Source organism: Marivirga lumbricoides (assembly GCF_014636295.1).
GTDB classification, from domain to species: domain Bacteria; phylum Bacteroidota; class Bacteroidia; order Cytophagales; family Cyclobacteriaceae; genus Marivirga; species Marivirga lumbricoides.
In genome coordinates, this window is the sequence record NZ_BMEC01000012.1 from 211,955 (window position 1) to 234,725 (window position 22,771).

17 protein-coding genes and 1 tRNA gene are annotated in these 22,771 nt (G+C 36.8%); 5 read left to right on the top strand and 13 right to left on the bottom strand.

Annotated features, from left to right (window positions below; translation table 11 throughout):
* Positions 1–112: 112 nt before the first annotated feature.
* From IEV85_RS18405 to IEV85_RS18435, 7 genes are all read right to left on the bottom strand, one after another.
* Positions 113–3,484, bottom strand: coding sequence for a DEAD/DEAH box helicase (locus IEV85_RS18405; protein WP_188466210.1), 3,372 nt, complete (start codon positions 3,482–3,484; stop codon positions 113–115).
* Between the two features lie 361 nt (positions 3,485–3,845).
* Complete coding sequence (locus IEV85_RS18410) at positions 3,846–5,063, bottom strand: BaiN/RdsA family NAD(P)/FAD-dependent oxidoreductase (RefSeq protein ID WP_188466212.1); 1,218 nt, start codon at positions 5,061–5,063, stop codon at positions 3,846–3,848.
* A gap of 63 nt (positions 5,064–5,126) precedes the next feature.
* The gene (locus IEV85_RS18415; RefSeq protein WP_188466214.1) at positions 5,127–6,452 is read right to left on the bottom strand and encodes a hypothetical protein; all 1,326 of its coding nucleotides are present in this window, start codon (positions 6,450–6,452) and stop codon (positions 5,127–5,129) included.
* Positions 6,453–6,748: 296 nt separating this feature from the next.
* Positions 6,749–7,657, bottom strand: coding sequence for an AAA family ATPase (locus IEV85_RS18420; RefSeq protein WP_188466216.1), 909 nt, complete (start codon positions 7,655–7,657; stop codon positions 6,749–6,751).
* 98 nt (positions 7,658–7,755) lie between these two features.
* Entirely contained in the window at positions 7,756–8,742 is a 987-nt protein-coding gene (locus tag IEV85_RS18425; RefSeq protein WP_188466218.1) for an aldo/keto reductase, read from the bottom strand.
* 337 nt (positions 8,743–9,079) lie between these two features.
* Positions 9,080–10,747 carry an alkaline phosphatase PafA gene (gene pafA, locus IEV85_RS18430; RefSeq protein WP_188466220.1) on the bottom strand — a complete coding sequence of 556 codons (1,668 nt, stop codon included), beginning with the start codon at positions 10,745–10,747 and terminating at the stop codon, positions 9,080–9,082.
* 120 nt (positions 10,748–10,867) lie between these two features.
* A complete protein-coding gene (locus IEV85_RS18435; protein ID WP_188466222.1) occupies positions 10,868–13,438 on the bottom strand; it encodes a WG repeat-containing protein in 2,571 nt (856 codons plus the stop codon).
* A 155-nt stretch (positions 13,439–13,593) separates the two neighbouring features.
* Between IEV85_RS18435 and IEV85_RS18440 the strand changes: the two genes are divergently transcribed.
* Entirely contained in the window at positions 13,594–14,244 is a 651-nt protein-coding gene (locus IEV85_RS18440; protein WP_188466224.1) for a protein-L-isoaspartate(D-aspartate) O-methyltransferase, read from the top strand.
* Positions 14,245–14,259: 15 nt separating this feature from the next.
* Here IEV85_RS18440 and IEV85_RS18445 read toward each other — a convergent pair whose 3' ends face one another.
* Positions 14,260–15,183: a LysR family transcriptional regulator gene (locus IEV85_RS18445; RefSeq protein WP_188466226.1), complete on the bottom strand. Its 924-nt coding sequence runs from the start codon at positions 15,181–15,183 to the stop codon at positions 14,260–14,262.
* A gap of 290 nt (positions 15,184–15,473) precedes the next feature.
* Between IEV85_RS18445 and IEV85_RS18450 the strand changes: the two genes are divergently transcribed.
* The 4 genes from IEV85_RS18450 (at position 15,474) to IEV85_RS18465 (ending at position 19,633) form a co-directional block, all read left to right on the top strand.
* Complete coding sequence (locus IEV85_RS18450; protein ID WP_188466228.1) at positions 15,474–15,764, top strand: hypothetical protein; 291 nt, start codon at positions 15,474–15,476, stop codon at positions 15,762–15,764.
* 289 nt (positions 15,765–16,053) lie between these two features.
* A complete protein-coding gene (locus IEV85_RS18455) occupies positions 16,054–17,019 on the top strand; it encodes a sodium-dependent bicarbonate transport family permease (RefSeq protein ID WP_188466230.1) in 966 nt (321 codons plus the stop codon).
* Positions 17,020–17,247: 228 nt separating this feature from the next.
* Complete coding sequence (locus IEV85_RS18460; protein WP_188466232.1) at positions 17,248–17,886, top strand: peroxiredoxin family protein; 639 nt, start codon at positions 17,248–17,250, stop codon at positions 17,884–17,886.
* A gap of 7 nt (positions 17,887–17,893) precedes the next feature.
* Positions 17,894–19,633 (top strand): GAF domain-containing protein, encoded by a 1,740-nt coding sequence (locus IEV85_RS18465; protein WP_188466234.1) that lies wholly within the window; start codon positions 17,894–17,896, stop codon positions 19,631–19,633.
* Positions 19,634–19,917: 284 nt separating this feature from the next.
* On the opposite strand, the gene IEV85_RS18470 is transcribed toward IEV85_RS18465, so the two are convergent.
* From IEV85_RS18470 to IEV85_RS18490, 5 genes are all read right to left on the bottom strand, one after another.
* On the bottom strand, positions 19,918–20,262 hold the full coding sequence (locus IEV85_RS18470; RefSeq protein ID WP_188466236.1) for a hypothetical protein: 345 nt from the start codon (positions 20,260–20,262) through the stop codon (positions 19,918–19,920).
* A gap of 348 nt (positions 20,263–20,610) precedes the next feature.
* Positions 20,611–21,000 (bottom strand): hypothetical protein, encoded by a 390-nt coding sequence (locus tag IEV85_RS18475; RefSeq protein WP_188466238.1) that lies wholly within the window; start codon positions 20,998–21,000, stop codon positions 20,611–20,613.
* On the bottom strand, positions 20,972–21,310 hold the full coding sequence (locus IEV85_RS18480; RefSeq protein WP_188466240.1) for a hypothetical protein: 339 nt from the start codon (positions 21,308–21,310) through the stop codon (positions 20,972–20,974). Before IEV85_RS18480 ends, IEV85_RS18475 begins: the two co-directional genes overlap by 29 nt.
* 761 nt (positions 21,311–22,071) lie before the next feature.
* Positions 22,072–22,147 (bottom strand) — tRNA-OTHER (locus IEV85_RS18485).
* Positions 22,141–22,395 (bottom strand): GIY-YIG nuclease family protein, encoded by a 255-nt coding sequence (locus IEV85_RS18490; protein WP_188466242.1) that lies wholly within the window; start codon positions 22,393–22,395, stop codon positions 22,141–22,143. Before IEV85_RS18490 ends, IEV85_RS18485 begins: the two co-directional genes overlap by 7 nt.
* Positions 22,396–22,771 lie beyond the last annotated feature (376 nt).

Sequence of the window (22,771 nt, forward strand, 5' to 3'; positions counted from 1 at the left end):
AAATCACTTAACTATTAAAAATTTACTTATTCTTAATTTTCTTAACTTCTCAATGGTTAAACTTAGAGCTTGCCTTAATTCGCTTAACTTCTTAATGGTATAAACTGAATGCTCAACTCAAAAAACTCAGTAATTCCTTCTTACTCATCGATTTCAAAAAGGAAGCATCCTCTACAATCAGTTCGCCTGCCAACTCCTTCTTTGTGGCCTGCAACTGCATAATTTTTTCCTCCACAGTATCAGGGCAGATCATTCTGACAGCAGTAACATTTCTACGTTGACCAATGCGGTGTACCCTGTCTATGGCTTGATTTTCAACCGCAGGATTCCACCATGGATCAACCAAATAGACATAATTGGCCTGCTCCAGGTTTAACCCTGTACCCCCTGCCTTCAGGCTGATAAGGAAGACCCTGATATTTTGCTGTTGCTGGAATTCAGCTACTATTTCTTCCCTGTTTCTCGTTCTGCCGGTCAGTTTTACATAGCCAATATTTTTCTTTTTTAATTCTGCTTCAATCAAATCAAGCATGGAAACAAACTGCGAGAAAACCAATATTTTATGATGAGGAGCATTGTCTTCAATTTGCTCCAATAATGCGTCAATTTTAGCACTGGGATGTTCTTCTGTGAAAGTGCCATCATTTAACAGTTTTGTTGAGTTACATATCTGCCTTAGCTTGGTTAATCCGCGCAGCACATTCATTCTGTTTTTATCCAGCTCCTCTTCATCTTTTGCAGACACATATTCCCTAAACTCCTTTTCATAGGCATCATAAATGGCGCGCTGCTGTTCCTGCATTTCGCAATACAAGATGGTTTCTGTTTTTTCCGGTAGCTCTTTTGCCACTTCTCCTTTGGTTCTTCTTAACAGAAAAGGCCTGATTTTTTGCTGCAGATCCTGTGCTCTTTTGCTGTCTTTAAACTGATCAATCGGGGCAGAGTAAATATTTTTAAAATACCTTTTGGTACCTAACAAACCGGGGCAGGCAAAGGAAAACTGGCTGTACAAATCAAAGGTATTATTCTCCACGGGAGTACCGGTGATGGCTATCTTATTCCTTGATTGCAATAACTTTACTGCTTTGTACCTCTGCGATTCAGGATTTTTTATTTGCTGTGATTCATCCAGAAAAATATAATTAAAGATGTAACTCTTAAGAAAATTTACGTCCGTCAGTAATGTGGTGTAAGAGGTCAGGATTATATCATAATTTTGATAATGAGTAGTTTCTCTACTTCTTTCAGGGCCTTTAAGAGTGAAAACTTTTAGCTTAGGAGCAAATTTTTCTATTTCAGCTTCCCAGTTAAAAATGAGTGTGGTAGGTACAATAAGTAGATTAGTATTTGTACCTCTTTTTTGTTTTTGCAACAGCATAAAAGCAATAATCTGCACAGACTTTCCTAATCCCATATCATCCGCCAGCACACCACCAAAATTAAAATCATCAAGAAAATTGAGCCAGTTTAAGCCTTCTCTTTGATAGCCCCTTAACCTGCCGTTTAATCCGGCAGGCACTTTCACTTGTTGAATTTTGGTAAAATCTTCTGCCTTTTCACGGTACATGGCTAATTCTCTTTTCACTGAATTATCCAGCATTTCCTCTTCAAAGAGTTCTTCTACCTGGCTGAAATTTACTTTTTGCAATGTTAAATGGTCATCATCCGATATGTCGGCTGCAATAAAATAACGCTTAAATTTTTCAATCCACTCTGTGGGAATAATGCCCTGAGTACCATCGTCCAACAGCACATATTTGCGTTTATTTTTAACAGCAAGATGTATTTTCTTTAGAGAAGCCTTTTGTTTTCCGAATTTTACATCCACCTCAGCATTAAACCAGTTGATACCGCTTAACACTTTAATATCTACTTTAATTTTGTTGGGATTAAAGCGGTTATTTCTGATTTCATTAAATCCTAAAACTCTGATTTGGTGGCTCCCCCATTCTTCAAAAGTGTTGAGAAACCAATCTTCATCCAGAAAGTATCTTTTGTGCAGATAAAAATATTCCAGTGGATCATTTAGTTGTTCTTCAAAATCAGGATGCTGTTTAATTAACAATGAAACTAATTTGTCTTCCTCCACAGCATCTCGCTTCACCATAAATACTTTCCCTTTTTGATCTGTTCCATAAACCTGACGTTTGCTACGAACAGCAATTTCCATATCACTGTATCGCATCACCGGAATAATCATTACATGGCTGCCGAAATCCGATAAATAAATGATACGCTCCCTGTCAGTATCATAACTTCCCCAGGCAATCTGCTTCGGTGTGCCTTTTGGAATGTATTGGTAGTCAATGTGTACTTTGTCTTCAATCTGATTGAGCAGTCCTTCTTTAAAAGCATTAAATTTAGAATGAGAAATTAATAGACTACTCTTTTGCTCAAACAACTCTTGAATGGTTCGGATCAGCTGTAGGTTAGTCATCAGGTAAAGTGCTTCTTCTATCTGCAAAAAGTACTTGTACCGAACAGCTATATCGCTTAAAGAATATGACTTTTCTCCTACCTTAACAGCAATAGAAACCTCATACGCTTTTTCGGATTTTGAGACCTTAACAACAGGTTCCTCAGCAAGCAAAGCTATTTTTACGGGTTTTAGAGCGGAGGTAATTATATTCTCTGATTTTTCCGGCTGATGGAAGTATACCGGGTACTGCAATGGGTTTTCAATAATCGACTTTAATGCCAGAATATCTTCCTCCGCCAATAAATCTTCAGTTCTGTTTTGGAAGCGGCTGAGTGCCATAAAAAATTTCATTTTAGCCGGGTCCTGACTCTTCCAAAGATATTTTTGCGCATCAATCAGTAACAGAGGGTTTTTAAGCTTCCCTTTTTCAGTTCTCTGTCCGTGGTATAACTCTACAATTAAATGATGGTAGAATTTATGTTGCCGGAACACCATAAATCGTGATTCAGGAATGGAATCAGTTGTTGTATTACTATCCTCTGGTTTAATTTGTTGAGTAAGCCGGTAAATACTTTCCCGCGTAACAGGAATAAATTCTTGTTTGACAGGCTCAATAAAAAGTCTTCCGCTATCCAGAGCAATCTTAAAGTGCTGATCCAGATCAGACTCAGCTTCCAGTCCGTAATCCATGGCAGCTGTTCTCAGTTTTTCGTCTCTCACTGCCCGGTTGAAGAAAACCTGCAGCTCTTTTTGCTTGCACAGCGCATTCAAAATTTGGATTTGATAAGAACATGCTTTACTTCCCTCCTTTCCACAATCGCATAAAAGTATTAATTGATTTGCTTCCTGAAGTACAGAAACTATTATTGAAAACTCTCGGGTGATCTCTATGTCAAAAACAGCTTCATTTAATTTAATTTCTTCAGGAAAAATTCTGGCTCCTTCAGTAAAATCAGCCCCTTTTATTTCAGGAGCTAAGCTTTGCCATGATAAGGCTTCCGGCTCATCTAGCGCTATGATCAGTCGGTGAGAAGAAATAGAAGTAGCAAATGCAGGTGGTGTCATTCAAAAAATAATAAATTTTATTCAAAATCTTAGCAAATGGAAAGGTAACTTAATATAGGCGTTTAATTATAATTTCAAATATTTCACTATGTAGCTTTGTTCTTTATCTTTTTGCTTGATCAAAAAGATAGAAAAAATCAAGACAAAAAGATGCTTCCACGCCCCAATTCCGCCCGCTCCCCGCCTTTTTGTCGTCCCACGCGCTCTATCCAAGCAAACAGTATTAGCATTCTAATATTAAAGTACTTATTGTACAGTTCCTTGCTTTAAGGAATAAAAATAGCTAAGTATGGGTGGAAAGTGAAAAATAAATGTTTATTTAAGGACCGACTGTTGTGATAGTTACATCGATTAAATTAATTCACATGGCTTTGGCTGCCAGGTAAGCTGTAGTCCAGGCCGCCTGAAAGTTGAACCCTCCTGTTACGCCATCAATATCCAACACTTCTCCAGCGAAATACAAACCGGGACAAATACGGCTCTCCAGGGTTTCCATATTCACTTCGCCCAACTTGACACCTCCACAAGTCACAAACTCCTCTTTAAAGGTGGTTTTTCCTGAGGCGGTATATTCATCGCATACTAAACTATTAACCAACTTATTGAAGTTTTTTCCTGAAAAATTATTCCATCTGAGTTCCGGATCAATTCCTGATTTGGCACTCAAATATTCCCAAAGTCTTTTAGGCAGTTGAAAAGGAGGTGTACCAGCTACTTTCTTCAAAGGATTTTCCTGTTGAAATTCTTCCCGCATTTTCCTCACTTCAGGCTCCTTATTCCCGGAAATCCAGTTGACCAACACAGTATATTGATATTCTTTTTCCTGCAAAACCCTGGCTCCCCAGGCAGAAAGTTTCAAAACAGCAGGTCCGCTTAAGCCCCAATGCGTAATGAGCAATGGGCCACGATGAGATAGTTTGGTGCCTGCAATTTTCACTTCTGCATCCGGAACAGAAAGACCTGATAATTCTGTGATACTTTTATCAGTTAAATTAAACGTAAATAAGGATGGAACCGGTGGATTGATGCTATGACCAAGCTTTTCCAGCCAACTGTACCCTTCAATTTTATTGCTACCTCCTGTTGAAATCAGTAGCTTCTCACATTCAAACAATTGATTGGCGTTCGCAGTCAACTGAAAAGAGCTCTCCAGCTTTTCAATAGTTTCGATATTTGCTCTGGTGATGATTTCAACTTTATATTTATCACATGCTTTCAGCAAACAATCAATAATAGTTTGAGAGTTATTGGTAATAGGAAACATCCTGCCATCCGCTTCTGCATGAAGCTCCACTCCTCTCTCCGAAAACCAATTGACAGTATCCGTAGTACCAAATTCAGCAAAGGCTTTTTTCAGTTTTTTATTTCCTCTCGGATAGTTTTTGATGAGCTCACCCGGTTCTTTGCAGGTATTAGTAACATTGCATCTCCCTCCTCCGGAAACTTTCACCTTCGCTAAAAGCTTAGATGATTTCTCTACAACCAGCACTTTCTTTCCAGGATTTGCTTCTGCTACATTAATTGCAGCAAAAATACCCGCTGCCCCTGCTCCAATAATGATGATATCCGCTTTTTTCATTCTAAACACACAAATTCAGGAGCAAAGATACACCTTTGCTTGGTACAGAGCGAACAACCTCTTTTATCCTTCGATGCTTTTTGTGTTCATAGCTCTCACAGCTCTTTCTATTCCTGATGGTGTGAGAGGAAACATAGGAATCAATTGCTTCATCACCTGAATAGTGTAAGTATGGGGCCAGTATTTCAAAGGTTCCGGATTGAGCCAAACAGCTTTTTTAAATTTATGTGCTAGGGATTTGATGCTTTCAATGCTCAAGCTATTTAATTCGTAAGGCGCCATGGCAGCATCTCCAATAAAAAATACACGGTAAGCTTTATCGTGTGCCAGAAGCTTCTCTATAGAGATGGATTTTGTCCTTCTCTCATCAGTATAAACATGGTTGTAAATGGTATTGTGGAAATAATAAACTTCCAGATCATGTGCAAAGCGGGTTTTCATTTTTCTGAACAGATTTTGTACACTTCGCACATAGGGCGCCATAGAATAGCCACCATTATCTATCAGAACAATCACTTTCAGCTCTTCATTTTTCTCGCTGCTCATTTCAGGAATAAAAAGCCCGCCTCTCTTCAATCCTGATTTAATCGTTTCAGGAACATCAAGTTTTTCGATAGCACTTTCTTCAATCACTCCTTTTATTGAGGCCAATGCTGCATCTATGTTATTATCATTCAGTAAGGCATCTCTGTCAATCGGGAAATAGTTTTTATCCCCCATCACCTTTCTGGCCATTTTTCCTCCGCCCTGACCGCCCACTCTGATGCCGTTTTTGGCTGCTCCCCCATGCCCATAAGGTGAAATTCCGCCAGTGCCAATCCAATGGCTTCCTCCTCCATGCTGTGTTTTTTGCTGTTGCCTCACTTTTTCCATGCGCTCCAATAGTTCTTCCAAAGACAATTCTGAATAATCAGCCATTTTATCCAGCACCCTTTCTGCGGGTTGTCCTTCCTGATCGACAGCATCTTTATCCTCTTGGTCGGGGTTGTCTTTATCCCATATCTCCTTACCCGAAACTACTTCTTTGATATCATAACTTGTAAGGTGGACCTGATCCAGAAAAGTATTTACAAGTTCCTCATCGTTTAAGTCACGATCTGCTTCATCTAAAAACTGAGTTTTCCATTGAGCAAAAGTTTCGGAGCGAAGAATGGCATCTTGTAAGGTTTGTCCAGGCTGAATAGGCACTTGAAGAAAATATTCGTAGTAAGCTTTTGTAAATGGACCTAAATCTGTCGGTCCTTTTACAATAATGCCTTTTAATACATTATAGATATCACCCAATGTTTTGACCAGGCCTTTCTGCATAGCTTTTCTAAGCAAAAGCAAAGTACGTACATCTGCTTTTAAGCCATGAGATCTGAATTTTTCCGGTAGTGAGCTAAACATACTTTTTCTTTTTATCGCATTGCATATGCTATTATTTAAACATCCTCTTTACAAGTGAGGACGAGTTGACACTATCACACTATTGTTACGTTCTCGCGTAGCACTCTGTCTCTAGTTCTCCTAAATCATAGAGTTTTTAACTCATAACTAATCCTCGTTTGCAACGTGGATTGTTAAGCTAAAGAGCTTACAACTCCAAACCTATTTTTACTACTTAAAACCTGCCACTCAATTTCGCATTGTAAATGCTGGTGTTTAGCCATCCTTGTTGCAAATGAGGACGAGCAAAAGAAATACTAATTAAACCTGGAGCCTCCGAAATTCTCATCTGCGCCAATCAGACGGTTCACCCTTTCCATATCTCCCTGTGTTTTAATTAAAGCTCCAATTCCGTGGAGACCCTCAATTTTCTTTACAGCTTCTTTCGGGGCTATCTCGCCCATGTATTTCAGCCAATTCAGTATTTCACGTGTTGTAGGTGCTCTTTCTAAGCCTAATCTTCTTAAATGATAGAACACGTCAAGTGCTACTCTCACCACTTTTTCATCCAGTCTCGGATGATGCTTTTCAATAATTTTAGCCATTACTTCCTGATCAGGAAAATCGATATAATGATAAATGCATCTGCCTTTAAAGGCTGTGGGTAATTCCTGCTCTCTGTTAGAGGTAATAACAATTGCCGGCATATCTTCCTCTGATACTTCAATCACTTCTCCTGACTCCGGCATAATGAATTTTCTGTGACTCAAAGCATACAATAAGTCGTTTGGAAATTCTCTTGGAGCCTTATCAATTTCGTCAATCAATAATACCGAATTGGGTTTGCTGTAAGCAATAGCTGCAGGCCCCTTAACTACATAATCCTTTAACAATTCAGGATTTCTGTTACCGGTAGTGAGTTTGCTGGCTAATCCTTTTTCCTCTCGCTGCGCATTCAGAATTTCGATTTGCGAATCACGCAGATATTTTACGTGATCGAAACGCGCCACAAATTGCTCAACATTGCTCTTAGAGCCTACCGGGTAAACTTCCAGATCCAGTCCGCGGTCTTTCGCATAGTGGATAGGGAGTTCCGTTTTACCGGTTCCCGGTTCCCCTTCTATTAAAAGCGGCATACCCAATGAGCGTGCCATATGAAATGCTTGTGCTAATGCCGGGTCGCATAAATATTTGTCTGATCCTGTCCAATGAGATGTTTCTGCCATAGTTCAATAAAAGCTGATTGCGATAAGTTTAGTTCCGGATTGAGCCGAAGTTCTTATTGTTTAAGGATGTTCTCGGATAAATTAAAACTAATCTACATTCACCACAAATGATGCACATCCTCTTTAATATATTGCTCATAAATAGTGTTGACCTTATTAATTTCTTCAGTTGATAAAGGTTTGGCATTAAGCACCTCAAGATTTGCATTAACCTGGCCTATTTTTGAGGCTCCCGGGATTACGCAACTCACTTCTTCAAAACTTAAAATCCATTGTAGGGCTTTATGAACAAGATTCTCATCCTGATCAAAAACTTTTTTCAATTCATCAACAGCCTCTAAACCCTTATTATAATCAATACCGGCAAAAGTCTCTCCTTTGTCAAAAGCTTCTCCATTGATATTGAAATTTCTGTGATCCTCTTTATCAAAAGTGGAGTTTTTATCGAATTTACCCGTTAATAAGCCACTAGCTAAGGGTACACGGGCAATTACACCAATGTTTTTGGCTTTAGCCTCCTTGAAGAATAGCTCGGAAGGTCTTTGTCTAAACATGTTAAAGATGATCTGGACAGTGCTTACCCCGGGGTATTCAATCGCTTTCAGTCCTTCTTCTACTTTTTCAACGCTCACTCCATAGTTTCTGATTTTTCCTTCTTTAACAAGGTCGTCAAACAATGCAAAAATTTCTGGTCGGTAATACACCTCAGTGGGAGGGCAATGCAATTGAATTAAATCTAAGCGTTCCACTCCAATGTTTTTTAAACTTGCCTCTAAAAACTTCCTCAAAACTTCAGGCTGATATTCTTCGCTGGTATGAGGTTGCAATTGTCTACCACATTTAGTTGCGATATAAACTTCCTCAGAGCGTGAATTCACTACCTTTCCAACAGCCTTTTCACTTAAGCCACCTTCGTAAACATCTGCTGTATCTATAAAATTTACGCCTTGATCTATAGCTGAATTAATTATTTCTTCAGCATTTCCTGAGTCAAAACGGCTGCCCCATTTACCGCCTACCTGCCATGTACCCAGGCTAATCTCTGATATCTGCAGTTCCGTTTTTCCTAAAGTTCTGTAGTTCATGATATTTTTTTAATCTTATAATAATTGTTATACGTCAATGCTATTATATAGAATCTAAAATTAGGTTACACAATGGGCAATTATTTGTTACTGACTTTCAGATACATCATTGATTCTTGTGCAATTGCCTAATAAGCTCTATTTAAGTTTAGTATTTCTTTAGACTCCATCTTTTTCTCATTCCCCGAAGCGATAAGGAGCACGTCCTTCAGTCAATAGCACTATCATAAGACGCATAGGAAAACCTGATTGTTTAAATTTATTCTGTACCCGTACTAAACCCTTCCAGCGAAACACAACACCGCCAGTCATCCGGTATAAGTTGCGGTTAAAAAAATTATTTCAACAGTTCCAAAATTGGTTCACCTGTGGCTCCATTAGGAAGTTTGGTATCCAATAAGAAAGAGAGAGTAACAGCGATGTCATCAATGCTCTGTCTTTTGTAGGAAGCTCCAGCTTCAATACCTGCGCCAAACCAAAGTAATGGAACATGAGAATCATAATTATATCCACTTCCATGTGTTGTTCCAATACCGCTTCCATGGAACCAACCAGGCTCTAACACAAATAACACATCTCCAGAACGTTTAAAGTTATATCCCATTTGTAATGCAGAAGCTATGCCTTCGGTAAATTCACTTTGTTGCATATCTGAAGCAGAATATGCCTGCGCTACCCCATCCAATTGTAAAACCTGCTGCACCACAAATTGTCTGATCTCATCTAATTTAATTTTCTTTTCCGCAATTAATTCCTGATTTAGAAAAAACTGCTCGTTGGAAAGTGACTCTATCCAATCACCTGCACCATATTTCTCAGACAATGCATTCTCAATGGCATTTTTGTATTCTCTCCCCCTGTAATAACCTGCTGGTATTTTCTTTGAAAGCATATACGAAGGCACCTCTGCACAAGCGTGGTCAGCAGTAACAAATACAAGATACTCTCCCTCTCCTACTTTTTCATCCAGGTAATTCAGTAAGCGTTCAATATCCTGATCCAGCTTGATATAAGTATCCTCTACTTCCATGGATCTTGGGCCAAACCCGTGGCCAATATAATCAGTAGAAGAGTAACTTAATGCCAGGAAATCGGTGATCTCATCCTGCCCCATTTGCTCGCCTTCAATGGCAGCAATTGCCACATCTGTACTCAAAGTATTTCCAAATGGTGTACCCGGTAGCAACCCAAAATTGCCATTATCCTTCCTTAATTCTTTCAGATCATAAGGAAAAACAGATTGGTCTTTTCCCTTGAATACACTTTCATAAGGCATAGCATCTGCAGTAGATTGTGTGTAAGCCTCTTCAGGTAAAGAAAGCGTCCAGGCACTGTCAAGGTATTTATCAGATAGCTTTCTGGCATTAAATTGCTGCATCCATTCCGGAAGCTCTTTTCTATCGTAATAACTGCTGGTAATAAAATCCCCCGTGCTGCTATCGTACCAGTAAGCTCCTGTAGGTGTATGGCCCGCCGGCAGTATGGAACCTCTGTCTTTGATTGCCAGCCCTATTACTTTTGATTTAAAATTTGTAGCTAACATCAGCTCATCAGTAATTGTACTGCTAAGCATTCGGTGAGGCGACATCAAACCTTTTTTGGATTCCGAGCCTATCGTGTGAACAGAAGTGTCCTCAGCGCAATATACTTTCTCTCCCATTGCTCTATCATACCAATCGTTGGCGATAATTCCGTGTGTTTTAGGAGTAGCACCAGTATACACAGAGGCATGCCCAGGGCCAGTATAGGTGGGGATATAATTGAAATGTGTATTTTTATTCTGATAACCGTTTGTCAAAATCCTTTTAAAACCATTGGCTGAAAAGTGTTCGTAATAACGGGTTAAATAATCCGGGCGAAACTGATCAACAACAATTCCTACTACCAATTTGGGCTTTTTAGCATCCTTTCTGATTTTGGGATCATTTTGGTTTTGCTGACAGGCAAAAGGTATAATTAGAAATATAATGAGCAGTTGACAGATTCTTTTGTGATGAATGCGCATTGCTTTGAAATTAAGTTATTAAATGAAATGGCAATTTACTAGTTTGGGATAACTTAGCCTTGCTAATTATATTATTTGAATATGAAATACATGAATGGTAAAAGAGGAAGTGATATGTGACTAATCACAAACTGTTTTTAAATATTCTTCAGAAGTGAACCCTTCCCTAAATAGTAAACTTCCCTTCTCATCAAAGTAAGCTAGCAACTGGTAATTCATTTCAGGAACGCTCCTCTCTGCAATCCAAAGTATGGTATCGTCAGACAAGTAGTGCTCCAATGAGTTAAAATTAAAAGGAATTAATATTTCCGCATCGGAATTTACCACTCCATAACCCGATTCTATTCTAATTAAGTAATAATTCTTCTGTTGGGAGACTACTTTCTTCTTGTCTGTTATGTTTTCCAGAAGCAATTCAGAAGTGAAAATATTAATGAGATCCAATTTATCCTCCCGGGAAACAAATGCCAGTGAGTCGCTCATGTATTCAATAGATGAAAATCCTGCAGATAACACTTCTTTACCGGTTTTGTCAATAATTCCTAACACATTGTTTTTGCTGAAGATAAAATACTGACCGGGAACATAGGTTCTTAATTTTATATCCGATTGATAAGGGATCAGCACTTGCTCTTTTACTAAAAATGCACCAAACCTCCTGTTCTTCAATATAGGAACAATTCCATCTTGCAGATTCCCAAAAGTGGCTCCCCTCTCTGAGACTATCTCATTTCCAGTACTATCTATCAACGCCTGACGGCTGCCTTCACTCACATAAAGCAACTGAGGAGTTATAACAGAAGTCTCCAGATTTAAACCTTGTTGAATTAGCTTTCCGCTTCCGTTATAAACTTTACGATAGTTTTTACTATTAATGACAGTAAGAAATCTCACTCCATCGGCTGCTTCAACCATTTCCTCATTGTAAGTTCTGAGGATTTTGAAGATTTCTCCTTCTTGCAAAAGAATTTTCTTTCCACTTAGAAAGATTAGCTCTTTTCCCTTTTCACTGGATGCATAAGCCACCCAACTATTAAACAGACGAACAGAATCATACTTATAAAATGGGAATTTAGAATCCACGGAGGATATGATAGCCCATTTGCCATTTGATTTTAGTGCCATCACTTCTTTAACAGCCCTCACCTCATCAAAAGAGGTATTATACATTGGCTCAAAATCCTGATTTATCAACTCATATTTTTGCCCTTTTTGAAGTACCCAACCCTGTGGTATTTTTTTAATAGCAGCTTTTTGGAGAGGAATAACCGGTTCCAGTTTTTGATTAAGTACAGTTTCAAAATTATTTGAAGCCAGCCAAACGTCTCCGCTTTCATAAAGCTGGTAATTTGTGTAGAGTAAGCTAAGCGTTTTATAATCATCCTCAGCATTTTTCTTTAAATCAGCAGCTTTAGCTACAGCTATTTTGTCGGTCTTCTTAAAGAAGTAAAGCTCGCTCATTTTCCAAATTGAGTCTACCGGCTGACTTAAAATTCTCTCGCCTAAAATTGATGTGAGTTGCCAGCCTGAAGCTGTTTTTTTAGCCAGAGTGAATTCATCCAAACGTATAAAATCGATAGCTGTGTCAAAAAGAGTGCTATCGTTGGAAAGGTGTAGAAGCTGCTTTTCCAATTCCCCTTCTTCCTGTAATAAGTAAAATCCTCCTTTTAAATAGGTTAATTCTTGCAAGTTTTTATCAGTAAAGAAAGTACCATCTTTTAAGTACCATTGTGAGGCATTGCTTTTGCTGGCATGGATCAATGGCTTATTAATCAACCGGCAAGAATCAGGTAAAACAGCCTGCAACTGAAAACCCAGTAATTCCTTTTTATCAATATTGAAGAAATGGTAAAAGCCTGACTTATAATGCACCAGTAGCTTAGGATTGAACATTTTTTCTGAAAGGCTTTCTAAAATCATTCCAGCGAGCCTTGCCGCTGAAGTGTTAGGGTATTGAGTAATAAAGTCCACTAAAGTTTGCTTATTAGCACCGGCACTTTGGATTTTAAGCAAAGAAAGTGCTGCCTTATTAGTGTAAGTGGCATGAGGCTTTTGTTGTAGATAGCGTTTGTAAGCTTCAGCTGTTTTATCTTTCGTTTGCTGTTCAAAATATAATGCTTCGAAGGCATCTTTCGCCAAATTTGCCTGTCTGGCATTAGGGTATTTATTGAAAAATTCCTGCATAGCTGCAGGAGTGTTGGTTTGTAGGGCTATTTCGTAGGCTCTGTCATTCCTTAATATAATAGCCTCTTTCGTTTGTACGGCCTCTGGGTAAACATCAATAAAATGCTGATAAGCATTAGCTGTATTGATCTTTAAGGCTTTCTCAAAAGCCAGGCTATCAATTTTGAGGGAAAGCACTTCTATTTTTAAGCTATCCATCCCCTTCCGAATAAAGCGAGTCTTATTTCTATTGTCACTTAGAGCAAATCCGTCACGTGCTATTTCAATATGAATATGAGCTGAATCAATTGCCTGGTACTGTGAATCAGGCTGACTGTATAATTTAGCCAACATATAGTGGTTGGCCGGGTCAGCGGGATCTTTTCGGATATTCTTTTCCAGAATTTTCTCCACCTTTTCCAGGTTTCCTTTTTCAAGATATTTGTCAGCTTTAAGTGCTTGTTGTGCATTTACTACAGCAATTGAGCCCAATAGCAAAAAGCTTAAACAAAGAAATTTTATTTGCATAATTAAAGAATGGAAACCTCAAAGTTAAAAATTATTCAACGCTTAATAAAAGTACAACCTGAAGAAACGTCATATATCTTTTTTAAGATATAGTTTATCACCTCAATTTTCACATTATCTCAAAATCATTTCACTTTTTTTTCTAAGTTTGAAATATGATCGAAGATAACTACAAGCATCAGGGGATGCGCAGGGGCCTTGTAAGAAAGCTGAGGGAGAAAGGAATTTACGATGAGCGTGTTTTACGAGCTATTGGCACCATTCCAAGACATGTTTTCTTTGAAAAAGCATTTCTGGAACACGCTTACCAGGACAAAGCTTTCCCGATCGGTCATGGACAAACTATTTCCCAGCCCTACACAGTAGCATTTCAAACACAGTTATTAGAGTTAAAAGCTGGTGACAAAGTTTTGGAAATTGGTACCGGATCAGGTTATCAGGCTTGCGTTTTGCTTGCTTTAGGGGCAAAAGTCTACACTATAGAATATCAGGAAGCTCTATATGAAAGAACAAGGATTTTTTTACCTGAAATGGGTTTTAAGCCTTTCTTTTTTTATGGTGATGGCTCCAAAGGCTTATCTGTACATGCCCCTTATGATAAAATAATTGTAACAGCAGGAGCGCCTACAGTTCCTACAGAGTTAATCAATCAATTAAATGAAGGTGGCATTTTGGTGATTCCTGTAGGAGACAATAAAACACAGAAAATGATCCGCTTGCGCAAAAAAGCCGATAAAAAGCTGGAGAAAGAAGTGTTTAACGACTTCAAATTTGTGCCCCTTCTGGGCGAACAAGGATGGAATTAGGAGATATTCAATCTTTTAATACAATTCATACCAGCCAAAGGTTTGTTTAATTATATCTTCTTTTTCTTTTTCCAGGTAATGGAGAAAAGCAGAAGCCGCAGGTGAGAATTTCTTATTTTTAAGCCAGATTAATCTCCATGTGGACTTTATTGGGAATTCTTTTACAGGAATAACATGAAGATCTCCGTTAATCACTTCATTCTTTATTCCTATTAGAGGCAAAACAGAATAGCCCAAACCTGCAATTACAGCTTGTTTCACCGCTTCATTGGAAGTAAGTTCCATTTTCTTCTTCACCGGAAGATTATTTGCTTTCAAAAACATTTCCATGGTTTGCCTTGTACCAGATCCCTGCTCGCGATAAATCAATGGCACTTCCGATAAAATGCTTTTATCAAAATACTTTTGCTTCTTGTTTAATGGCTTACTGTTTACCAGATAGAGCTTGTTTTCCATTAGCGTAATAGAGTCGATAGATAAATTCTCCGGCAATATTGAGACCAGGGAAAAATCCACCTCATTTTTCTCAAGACTTTGAATAACTGAGGACTTATTGGTTACATCCAAAGACAATTCAATGCCCTCATGAGATTTCATAAAGTCAGATAGAAAAAAGGGCATCACATACTTCCCTGTTGATACAGCAGAAATTTTTAATTTACCAATTAGCTGTCCTTTGTAGGCTAAAGTTTTATAGTTAATGGCATTAACCTCTGCCAGAATTTTTTCCGCGGCAATGGCAATTTCTTTACCGAAATCTGTCACAAAAACTTTTCTTCCCACTACTTCAGTCAAAGGTATATCAAACTGATCCTGAAAGTTTTTCAACTGAATTGAAACTGCCGGCTGTGTTAAATATAATTCTTGAGCAGCTTTAGTTATACTGAGGGTTTCGGTCACTTTAAGAAATACCTGAAGCTGATGTAAAGTATAGTTCATAAATTTTATTTATAATAATCATTAAAACTATATATTTTCTTTTATATAATCAATTAGTGACCTTTGTTTCATCTGAAAAGAAAACCTTAAATGATGAACGCAAACAGGATTCAACTTTTACTTATGTTGCTGTTAATTGCCTGCATTATTGTATGCTTGCTTATAATTTCTAAATCTCAGGATATTTTTCTAACGGAATTAGGTAAAGGTCTGCTATTGATATTCAGCGTTGCAGCCCTCAACATTTCTCTCAATAAGAATTTAATTATTAAAAAATAAACTATTGAAAAATGGATAAGATAGAAATTATAAAAGGAACATATTCTCCCGAAGAAGCAAAAGAAATACTCTTTAATATTATAAACTCTAAGTTGGATTTTCACAATATGAAAAATGTAAGTTCACAAATACGGTACAATCAACCTGAGGCCAGTTCTGAAAAGAGGATTGAAGAGCTTAATAATTCTTTCAAAAAAATACAGCAGGTAATTGCCAAAGCCGCAGAAGACAACCAGAATTTGACTATTAACTCTTCTATTGAGCTGACTCTTTCATCTTCCAAAGCCGATAATATAGCATGATATAGAAAGTTTGTTTTGGTCTCGGGCGTATGAAATAGGTCATGCGCCTTACTCAAAGCTATGGAACATACACTCTTTCTAACCAACCTCTCTTTAAGTTAGAAAGTTTTCTTAACGAAAAATCTGGAGGAAACTTTTAAATGTTCCTACCTCCGAAGCAGTTGTTAACTTTAGCTATATAAATTCTTCAAAAAAATATTAGAGTTTATTGATCGTGAGCAGCTTACCAAGCTCATTACTTTAAGGAAAGAAAACAAAATTAAACGACTTACTAATTAACAATAAATTAATGTATTTAGATTTACTATTAGACAACCTCACCAGCCCCGCTTTATTATTCTTTATTCTTGGAATTTTAGCCGTTAAGCTTAAAAGTGATCTGGAAATCCCTAACAGTTCTTCAAAATTCATCTCACTTTATCTGCTTTTCTCCATAGGTTTTAATGGAGGCAGGGAACTGGCACATAGTACTTTTTCTGTAGACATAATTTATGCTGTTCTTTTTGGTGTGTTAACAGCAGTAGTTATTCCTTTATATACCTTCTTTATCCTTAAAAGAAAACTAAGCATTGAAAATTCAGGGGCAATTGCAGCAGCTTATGGCTCAATTAGTGCAGTTACTTTTGTAACTGCAGTATCCTTTCTGGAGATGCAAAATATTCATTTCAGCGGGCACATGGTAGCCGTAATGGCTCTGATGGAAGCTCCTGCTATAGTGGTAGGGGTAATTCTTATCAGGTTAAATGAAAAGAAACGGAAAGACTCTCCAAAATTAAGAAGCATTGTTAGCCATTCTTTTACCAATGGAAGCGTATTAATGATTCTGGGGAGCTTAATTATTGGAGTATTCGCTAATGAAAAACAGGCTCAGGGCATAGAACCTTTTACAAATGAGATTTTTAAAGGCTTTCTTGCCTTGTTTCTGCTGGATATGGGAATTACCAGCGGCAGGAAGCTTGGCGACTTTTTTAAAAGCGGAAAATTTACTACTGCATTTGCCATTCTAATTCCTTTGCTAAACGGTTCTTTGGTAGCATGGGTAAGTGGATTCATTACTCCTGACACAGGCGACAGACTGATGTTTTCTATTCTTGCAGCAAGTGCCTCGTATATAGCTGTACCTGCTGCCATGAAAATTGCGGTCCCTAAAGCTAACCCCGGCCTCTTTCTGCCAATGGCACTGGCCATTACTTTCCCATTTAATATCACTTTAGGCATGCCAATATATATGGCAATTATAATGTCTTTCACATAAAGCCTCAATTAAAGATAAGTCAAAAATTCTCAGATTTCCAGATTAAGTATTAAAAGAAAATTAAACAATCCAAATCCGTGCAAGTTAATAATCGCGTAAGTCCAAAAAGATTGATTGATTGTTAACAACTATTATTAGATTAGAAGCGAAGCAATATAAAATCTCACTCAACCAATCTCCCCATTTCTAAAAGTAAACATTTTGAGAGGCTTTTGATTTATTTAGATAATGAGAATCTTTATTGCTATTGCGCTATTTATTGTTTGTTTTGGTTCAATACTATTCATATTCTGGAAGCAGGAAGTAAAATTTTCATTACCCACGCCAGTCCCTTCTAACCTTGAAATTGTGGAGCAGGGTGACTCTGTGAAATTGCCACAACTCTCAAATTTCATCGGTAAGCCGCTATATATCCATTTTTATAATTATGACTGCCCTTGTTCAAGGTTTAACATGAAAGAGTTTGAACTGATGGTAGCAAAATTTAGTGACAAGGTGAATTTTCTTGCCATAGTGGAATCTTCAGGAGAAACAACATCCAATGCAGGTAAAGAATTTAAGGAGAAATACGAACTTAACATTCCCACTATTTCAGATACCGATGGAGCGCTTGCCAAAGAATTAGGAATTTACAGTACCCCACAGGCTGTATTAATAAAAGACAACAAGATTTTCTATAAAGGCAATTATAACAAGGCACGTTTTTGCACTTCCAAAAACACAAAATTTGCAGAAATGGCATTGCAGGCTCTTATTAAAAACGAAAGCCCTCCAGACTTTCCGCTACTGGCCACCATACCATATGGTTGTGAGTTACCTTCACATTCAAGACAGGAAAGCGGTTTAAGTAATTTATTTAATTTTTAACACATCAATGGAAACAGAAATTAAAAGTAGCTCCTTTTTTAAAACGATAGATCAAAAAGCAGATAGAGCATTAGAATTATTACTCCTGTTTTATTTCATCTTTGGTATTTTTCTCGGTTTTTTCTATGAAACCTGGCTCGTTGCCTTTGGCGTAGGTGCTTTAAATATAATTCTGTATTACGGAATCAAGTTTTTACTTCCTCAATCTAAAGCTTACCAATACGTAGGAAGCCTTGTAGTGGGTGTTTTTATGGCTCAATTTATTTACCAGATGCATGGGCTTTTTGAAATGCACTTTACAGCCTTTATAGCTATTATTATTTTAATGGCTTACCAAAATTTAAAAATATTTATTCCTGTTGTTTTATTTATTGTAGTCCACCATTCCATATTTGCCTACATTCAGTACATTGGTTTTACAGAAGGTGTTGCTTCCTATCAGTCCATTTATTTTACTCAAATGGATTATATGGACTTTCAAACTTTCCTCTTTCATGCCGGCTTAGTGGTAGTTGCAGCAGTAATTGCAGGCAATCATTCCATTGAAGCCAGAAAAAACTCTGTACGCCTTTTTAATAAAATTGTAGAGACTGAAAAAGATTTTGAAAACACACAGAAAAACATAGAATTCGCCAGGGAAATAGCTAACGATAATTACGAGGTGGATTATCAGCTGGATGAAAACGATCCTTTAGGAACTGCTTTAGTAAATATGCAGAAGAACCTTAAAACAAGTAGCTTAAGAGAGAAGAGGGAGAAATTCTTAAACCTGGGTCTTTCTAAATTATCCGATATTATCAGAAATAATAATAGCAACCTAAGTTTATTGATGAATGAAACGCTGACATTCATCATTAAATACATGAAACTCAATCAGGGAGGTATTTTCATTGTAAATGATGATGACAAAAATGATATCTTTTTGGAATTAGAAGCCCGTTATGCTTATGGCAGGAAGAAGCAAGCCAATTTAAAAATTCATGCAGGGGAAGGTTTGGTAGGCCAATGTTACCTGGAGAAGGATGTTATTTACCTTACTGAAATACCTGACAGCTATATTAGAATCAGATCCGGGTTAGGTGACGCCAACCCTCGCACCATCGTGATAGTACCTATACAAAGAGATGGCCAAATGGAAGGAGTAATGGAACTTGCCAGCTTTAGTGCCTTAGAGGAGTACAAAATAGATTTTCTGAAGGAAGCTTGTGAAAGTATTGCAGTGGCATTAAATACCACCAAAGTAAACGACAGAACTAAAATACTGTATGAGGAATCACAGCGGCAAGCGGAAGAAATGAGAACCCAGGAAGAAGAGATGAGGCATAATATGGAAGAAATGGAAGCCACTCAGGAGGAACTGGCCAGAAAAAACAAAGAAATTGAAAAGCAAAGCGCTGAAAGCAAATCCCTGCTTACCGGTTTACAAAGTTTAATGGCCGTGATTGAGTTTACCCCTGAAGGCCGAATACTTGATGCCAATAAAAATTTCCTACAGGCTATGGGCTACGACTTGCAGAGTGTTCAGGGAAAACATCACAAAATATTCGTTTCTCCTGAGTATGAGCAAACTGAGGAATATCAAAATTTCTGGAAAGAGATAGGAAATGGAGAAGCTAAAAAAGGAACTTTTGAGAGGTATTCCTCGAAAGGTAAGCTTGTTAAATTGAATGCTATTTACACCCCAATTGCTGACAATAGTGGAGTAGTACAAAAAGTAATTAAACTTGCCACTGTTCTTGAGCAGTAAACCATACTGAAATTTCACAGAAAACCTTTTAAGGAAAATTGAAAGTTTTTTTACTTTATAACATTACTATTATTTGTGTAACACTATTTTAGGACTGGACACAACCATAAACGAAAAAAGCCTCCCGATTTTTATCGAAAGGCTTTTCTTTGGTGGGGATAGTAGGATTCGAAACATAAAGCCCCCTGCTTGTATGGCTAAAATTAAGGACTTATTATCAGTCACTTATATTTTTAGCCATTATTTCACTTGTCTATTTTATGAATAACTTTCTAAGTATACTGTCAAGCACAAATTTGCTTATCTTGAAAATTTTTTAACACTTCCCAAGAAGTATTTTCGGCAACTTGGTAATTAACAGGTTGAATGGAATACAGTGATGAAATAACGTGCCTTCCTCTCAAGTGAAGAGCATCATTATAATAATTTTCTCTTTGATTTGAAGGTATTCGTGCAAAATTAAACCATGGCTCAAAAGCAGAGTCATCTTTTGCTTTTGGCCAACTTTTTAAATCTAAAAGATGATATTTAAAAGTTAAGAAAAGAGCAGCTACAAAAACTCCACAATTGATAAGATAGTCAAATGCTTGAGCAGAATTGTCATATGTTGATTGCCCACTAAATGTCAATTCTCTATAAACAGGATAATTAAGTTCAAATCTAAAATGTTGGAACTTTTTTGTAGCTAATATTGAGCGGACGAGTGAAATTAATGAGGGAAGATCTTGTTCTACTTTAAAAGTTTCAAATTTTTTAAATCCATATTCAGAGAAGTTATTTGTGTCTACTTTTTCATATCTAACATATGCGTCACCAAGAAAATGAAAAATAGATAGCTCTTTTTTATAAACTCAATAAATCCCTACATGTAGAGCTCCCTTCTGGAAATTTACACATTTACCACAAATTCCAACTTCTTTCGTGGAGTTATCAATGCGTGATAATATTTCAGATTTAGTTTCTATCAACCTCAATATTCACTCTAATTCAACTTCAATAGATGACAGTAGAGATGATATATTCTCTTTATTCACACCATTTAATATGACTGTTATGCTTTTTAATATAGAATTATGTAAATGTTTCCTGCATTTGATAGCATCTTTTAGAAATTCTGATATAGCAATAAAGTTTTTATTTTGAAGTAAATCAAATATGTAGTTATATACTAAATCATTTCTATCTAATATATCAATTTTAGAATTTAATAAATTTTCTAAAACAGTAGGATCATACTCAACAAGTCCTGAACTATAATCACTGTTCTGAAAATTATTATGCAAATTTTCAGCAAATATTTTTAAATCAGGTATAAAAAGAACTTGACTCGAACCTATTTTATTTTTCATTGTTGTCTGTGTCATCATTTTTCAGAAATTTACCTAATAACTCATAAAGTTCTTTTGCAGTCTGCTTATCCATATAAGTTGTAAACTCAATTTCTCTTATAAAACCTTGTTTCGAATCTTTACCTAATTTTTCATTTACAACTTGGTTATTTATTATATCGTATGTCAAACTTTTAGGAATGGCATTTCTAGTTGAATAAAAAGACAAGCTTAACATATTCCTTGGGGTGATAGCTCCCTGAGCTCCATCAGCAAATACTGAGCGGTAATTTGGGTTTTTTTGATAAAAAACTTCTATTTTGTCACCTTCAGATTTATTGTTTCCCATTGCTAAAGTCTATTGATCTAATTGATGCTTTGTTAAAAATATCTTTAGTTTTATTATAAATACTTAGATGCAGTACAAAGATATATCAAATATTTTTGATATCATAACTAACGCTTTTACGCCAGCTATGTTATTAAGAACTACTTTTAAACATTACTATTTCATGTTTTATATTTTATAATAACAGCAGTTATACTTATAACAACTGCTAATAGTAAGAATCCTAAAGAATACTGATTTGAAGTTAATTCCATCATAAATTTATAACCTTCATGAAATATTCTGTTAACAATCACATTATCAAATTCAAAACTTTCATCTTTCGCTTCTTAACAGGTATTTCTTCCTCTTTTATTAATTGCTCTTCAACTAGTCAACCAATGCATGTTTCAATGTAATTTTCATATCACCTATAAATTCCCTTATGATTTAGACTGACCTAAATCTGCCCCCATGATAATGAAGGAATTTAAATATTTTATCTCACACATTTTTTTTGAAAGGATTGGGCGACTTAGTATTGCAACTATAATTAATTATATAAATTGAAGAATCTAATTCATTCTCAACATTCTCCATAATGCTCATAATCAATTTAGATTAGTATCAATTTATGTGACAGTTCATTAATATTATATAGGTTATGACTTTAATAAGTATTTGTTTAAGGTTAGAAGAAGAAGAGGGCATTAATATTGCTAATATTAGTACTGCACAAAATAAAAAAGCCTCCCGATTTTTATCGAAAGGCTTTTCTTTTGTGGGGATAGTAGGATTTGAAACATACTTCCCTCCCGACTTAGGAGTCGGGATGCTCTAAACCAACTGAGCTATATCTTGGATTTGTTGATTAAGCTCTCAACTCTTTTTCTACTCTTCCACTTTTTGATTTGTAGCTCTCGCTTAAAAGCTTCAGTTTTAGTAGCATATTCTTCTTTATAGACTAGCTGCCAATCATTAGTCTTTCCTGTAAACCCTTTATGGTTGGAGTTATGCTTTCTAATTCTTTCAGAAAGATCATCACAGCTGTAGCCATAATAATATTGTTGGAGCTTTTCAGAGTAAAGGATATAGAAACTACACATGCCGTAAAACAAAAAAAGGTTTGCAAAATTTGCAAACCTTTAGTGAGGATAGTAGGATTCGAAACATACCTCCCTCCCGCCTTAGAAGTCGGGATGCTCTAAACCAACTGAGCTATATCTTGGATTTGTTGATTAAGCTCTCAACTCTTTTTCTGCTCTTCCATTTTTTCACTTGCTTCTCTCGATTCACGGCCTCCTTCTTAGAAGAAAATGATCCGAAATAAACAACAGCCCATTCAGCATTGCTTCGGATCAACCCGAAAAGTTGGGGAGTAGTAATTTCAAGCATAGATTCTTGAGAGTCTATAGAGGAAGAAAGCTACGTTTTTGACCCCTCTGAACTGAGCTCTAAAGGCTTTGATCTTTGCATTAAATG

Excerpts from the sequence above, each read along its gene's own strand:
- IEV85_RS18460 (WP_188466232.1), top strand. The coding sequence starts at position 17,248 with ATGAGAATCTTTATTGCTATTGCGCTATTTATTGTTTGTTTTGGTTCA.
- IEV85_RS18475 (WP_188466238.1), bottom strand. The coding sequence starts at position 21,000 with ATGATGACACAGACAACAATGAAAAATAAAATAGGTTCGAGTCAAGTT.
- IEV85_RS18405 (WP_188466210.1), bottom strand. The coding sequence starts at position 3,484 with ATGACACCACCTGCATTTGCTACTTCTATTTCTTCTCACCGACTGATC.
- IEV85_RS18480 (WP_188466240.1), bottom strand. The coding sequence starts at position 21,310 with ATGGGAAACAATAAATCTGAAGGTGACAAAATAGAAGTTTTTTATCAA.
- IEV85_RS18490 (WP_188466242.1), bottom strand. The coding sequence starts at position 22,395 with ATGTGTAGTTTCTATATCCTTTACTCTGAAAAGCTCCAACAATATTAT.
- IEV85_RS18425 (WP_188466218.1), bottom strand. The coding sequence starts at position 8,742 with ATGAACTACAGAACTTTAGGAAAAACGGAACTGCAGATATCAGAGATT.
- IEV85_RS18455 (WP_188466230.1), top strand. The coding sequence starts at position 16,054 with ATGTATTTAGATTTACTATTAGACAACCTCACCAGCCCCGCTTTATTA.
- IEV85_RS18465 (WP_188466234.1), top strand. The coding sequence starts at position 17,894 with ATGGAAACAGAAATTAAAAGTAGCTCCTTTTTTAAAACGATAGATCAA.
- pafA (WP_188466220.1), bottom strand. The coding sequence starts at position 10,747 with ATGCGCATTCATCACAAAAGAATCTGTCAACTGCTCATTATATTTCTA.
- IEV85_RS18445 (WP_188466226.1), bottom strand. The coding sequence starts at position 15,183 with ATGAACTATACTTTACATCAGCTTCAGGTATTTCTTAAAGTGACCGAA.
- IEV85_RS18410 (WP_188466212.1), bottom strand. The coding sequence starts at position 5,063 with ATGAAAAAAGCGGATATCATCATTATTGGAGCAGGGGCAGCGGGTATT.
- IEV85_RS18435 (WP_188466222.1), bottom strand. The coding sequence starts at position 13,438 with ATGCAAATAAAATTTCTTTGTTTAAGCTTTTTGCTATTGGGCTCAATT.
- IEV85_RS18415 (WP_188466214.1), bottom strand. The coding sequence starts at position 6,452 with ATGTTTAGCTCACTACCGGAAAAATTCAGATCTCATGGCTTAAAAGCA.
- IEV85_RS18450 (WP_188466228.1), top strand. The coding sequence starts at position 15,474 with ATGGATAAGATAGAAATTATAAAAGGAACATATTCTCCCGAAGAAGCA.
- IEV85_RS18440 (WP_188466224.1), top strand. The coding sequence starts at position 13,594 with ATGATCGAAGATAACTACAAGCATCAGGGGATGCGCAGGGGCCTTGTA.
- IEV85_RS18420 (WP_188466216.1), bottom strand. The coding sequence starts at position 7,657 with ATGGCAGAAACATCTCATTGGACAGGATCAGACAAATATTTATGCGAC.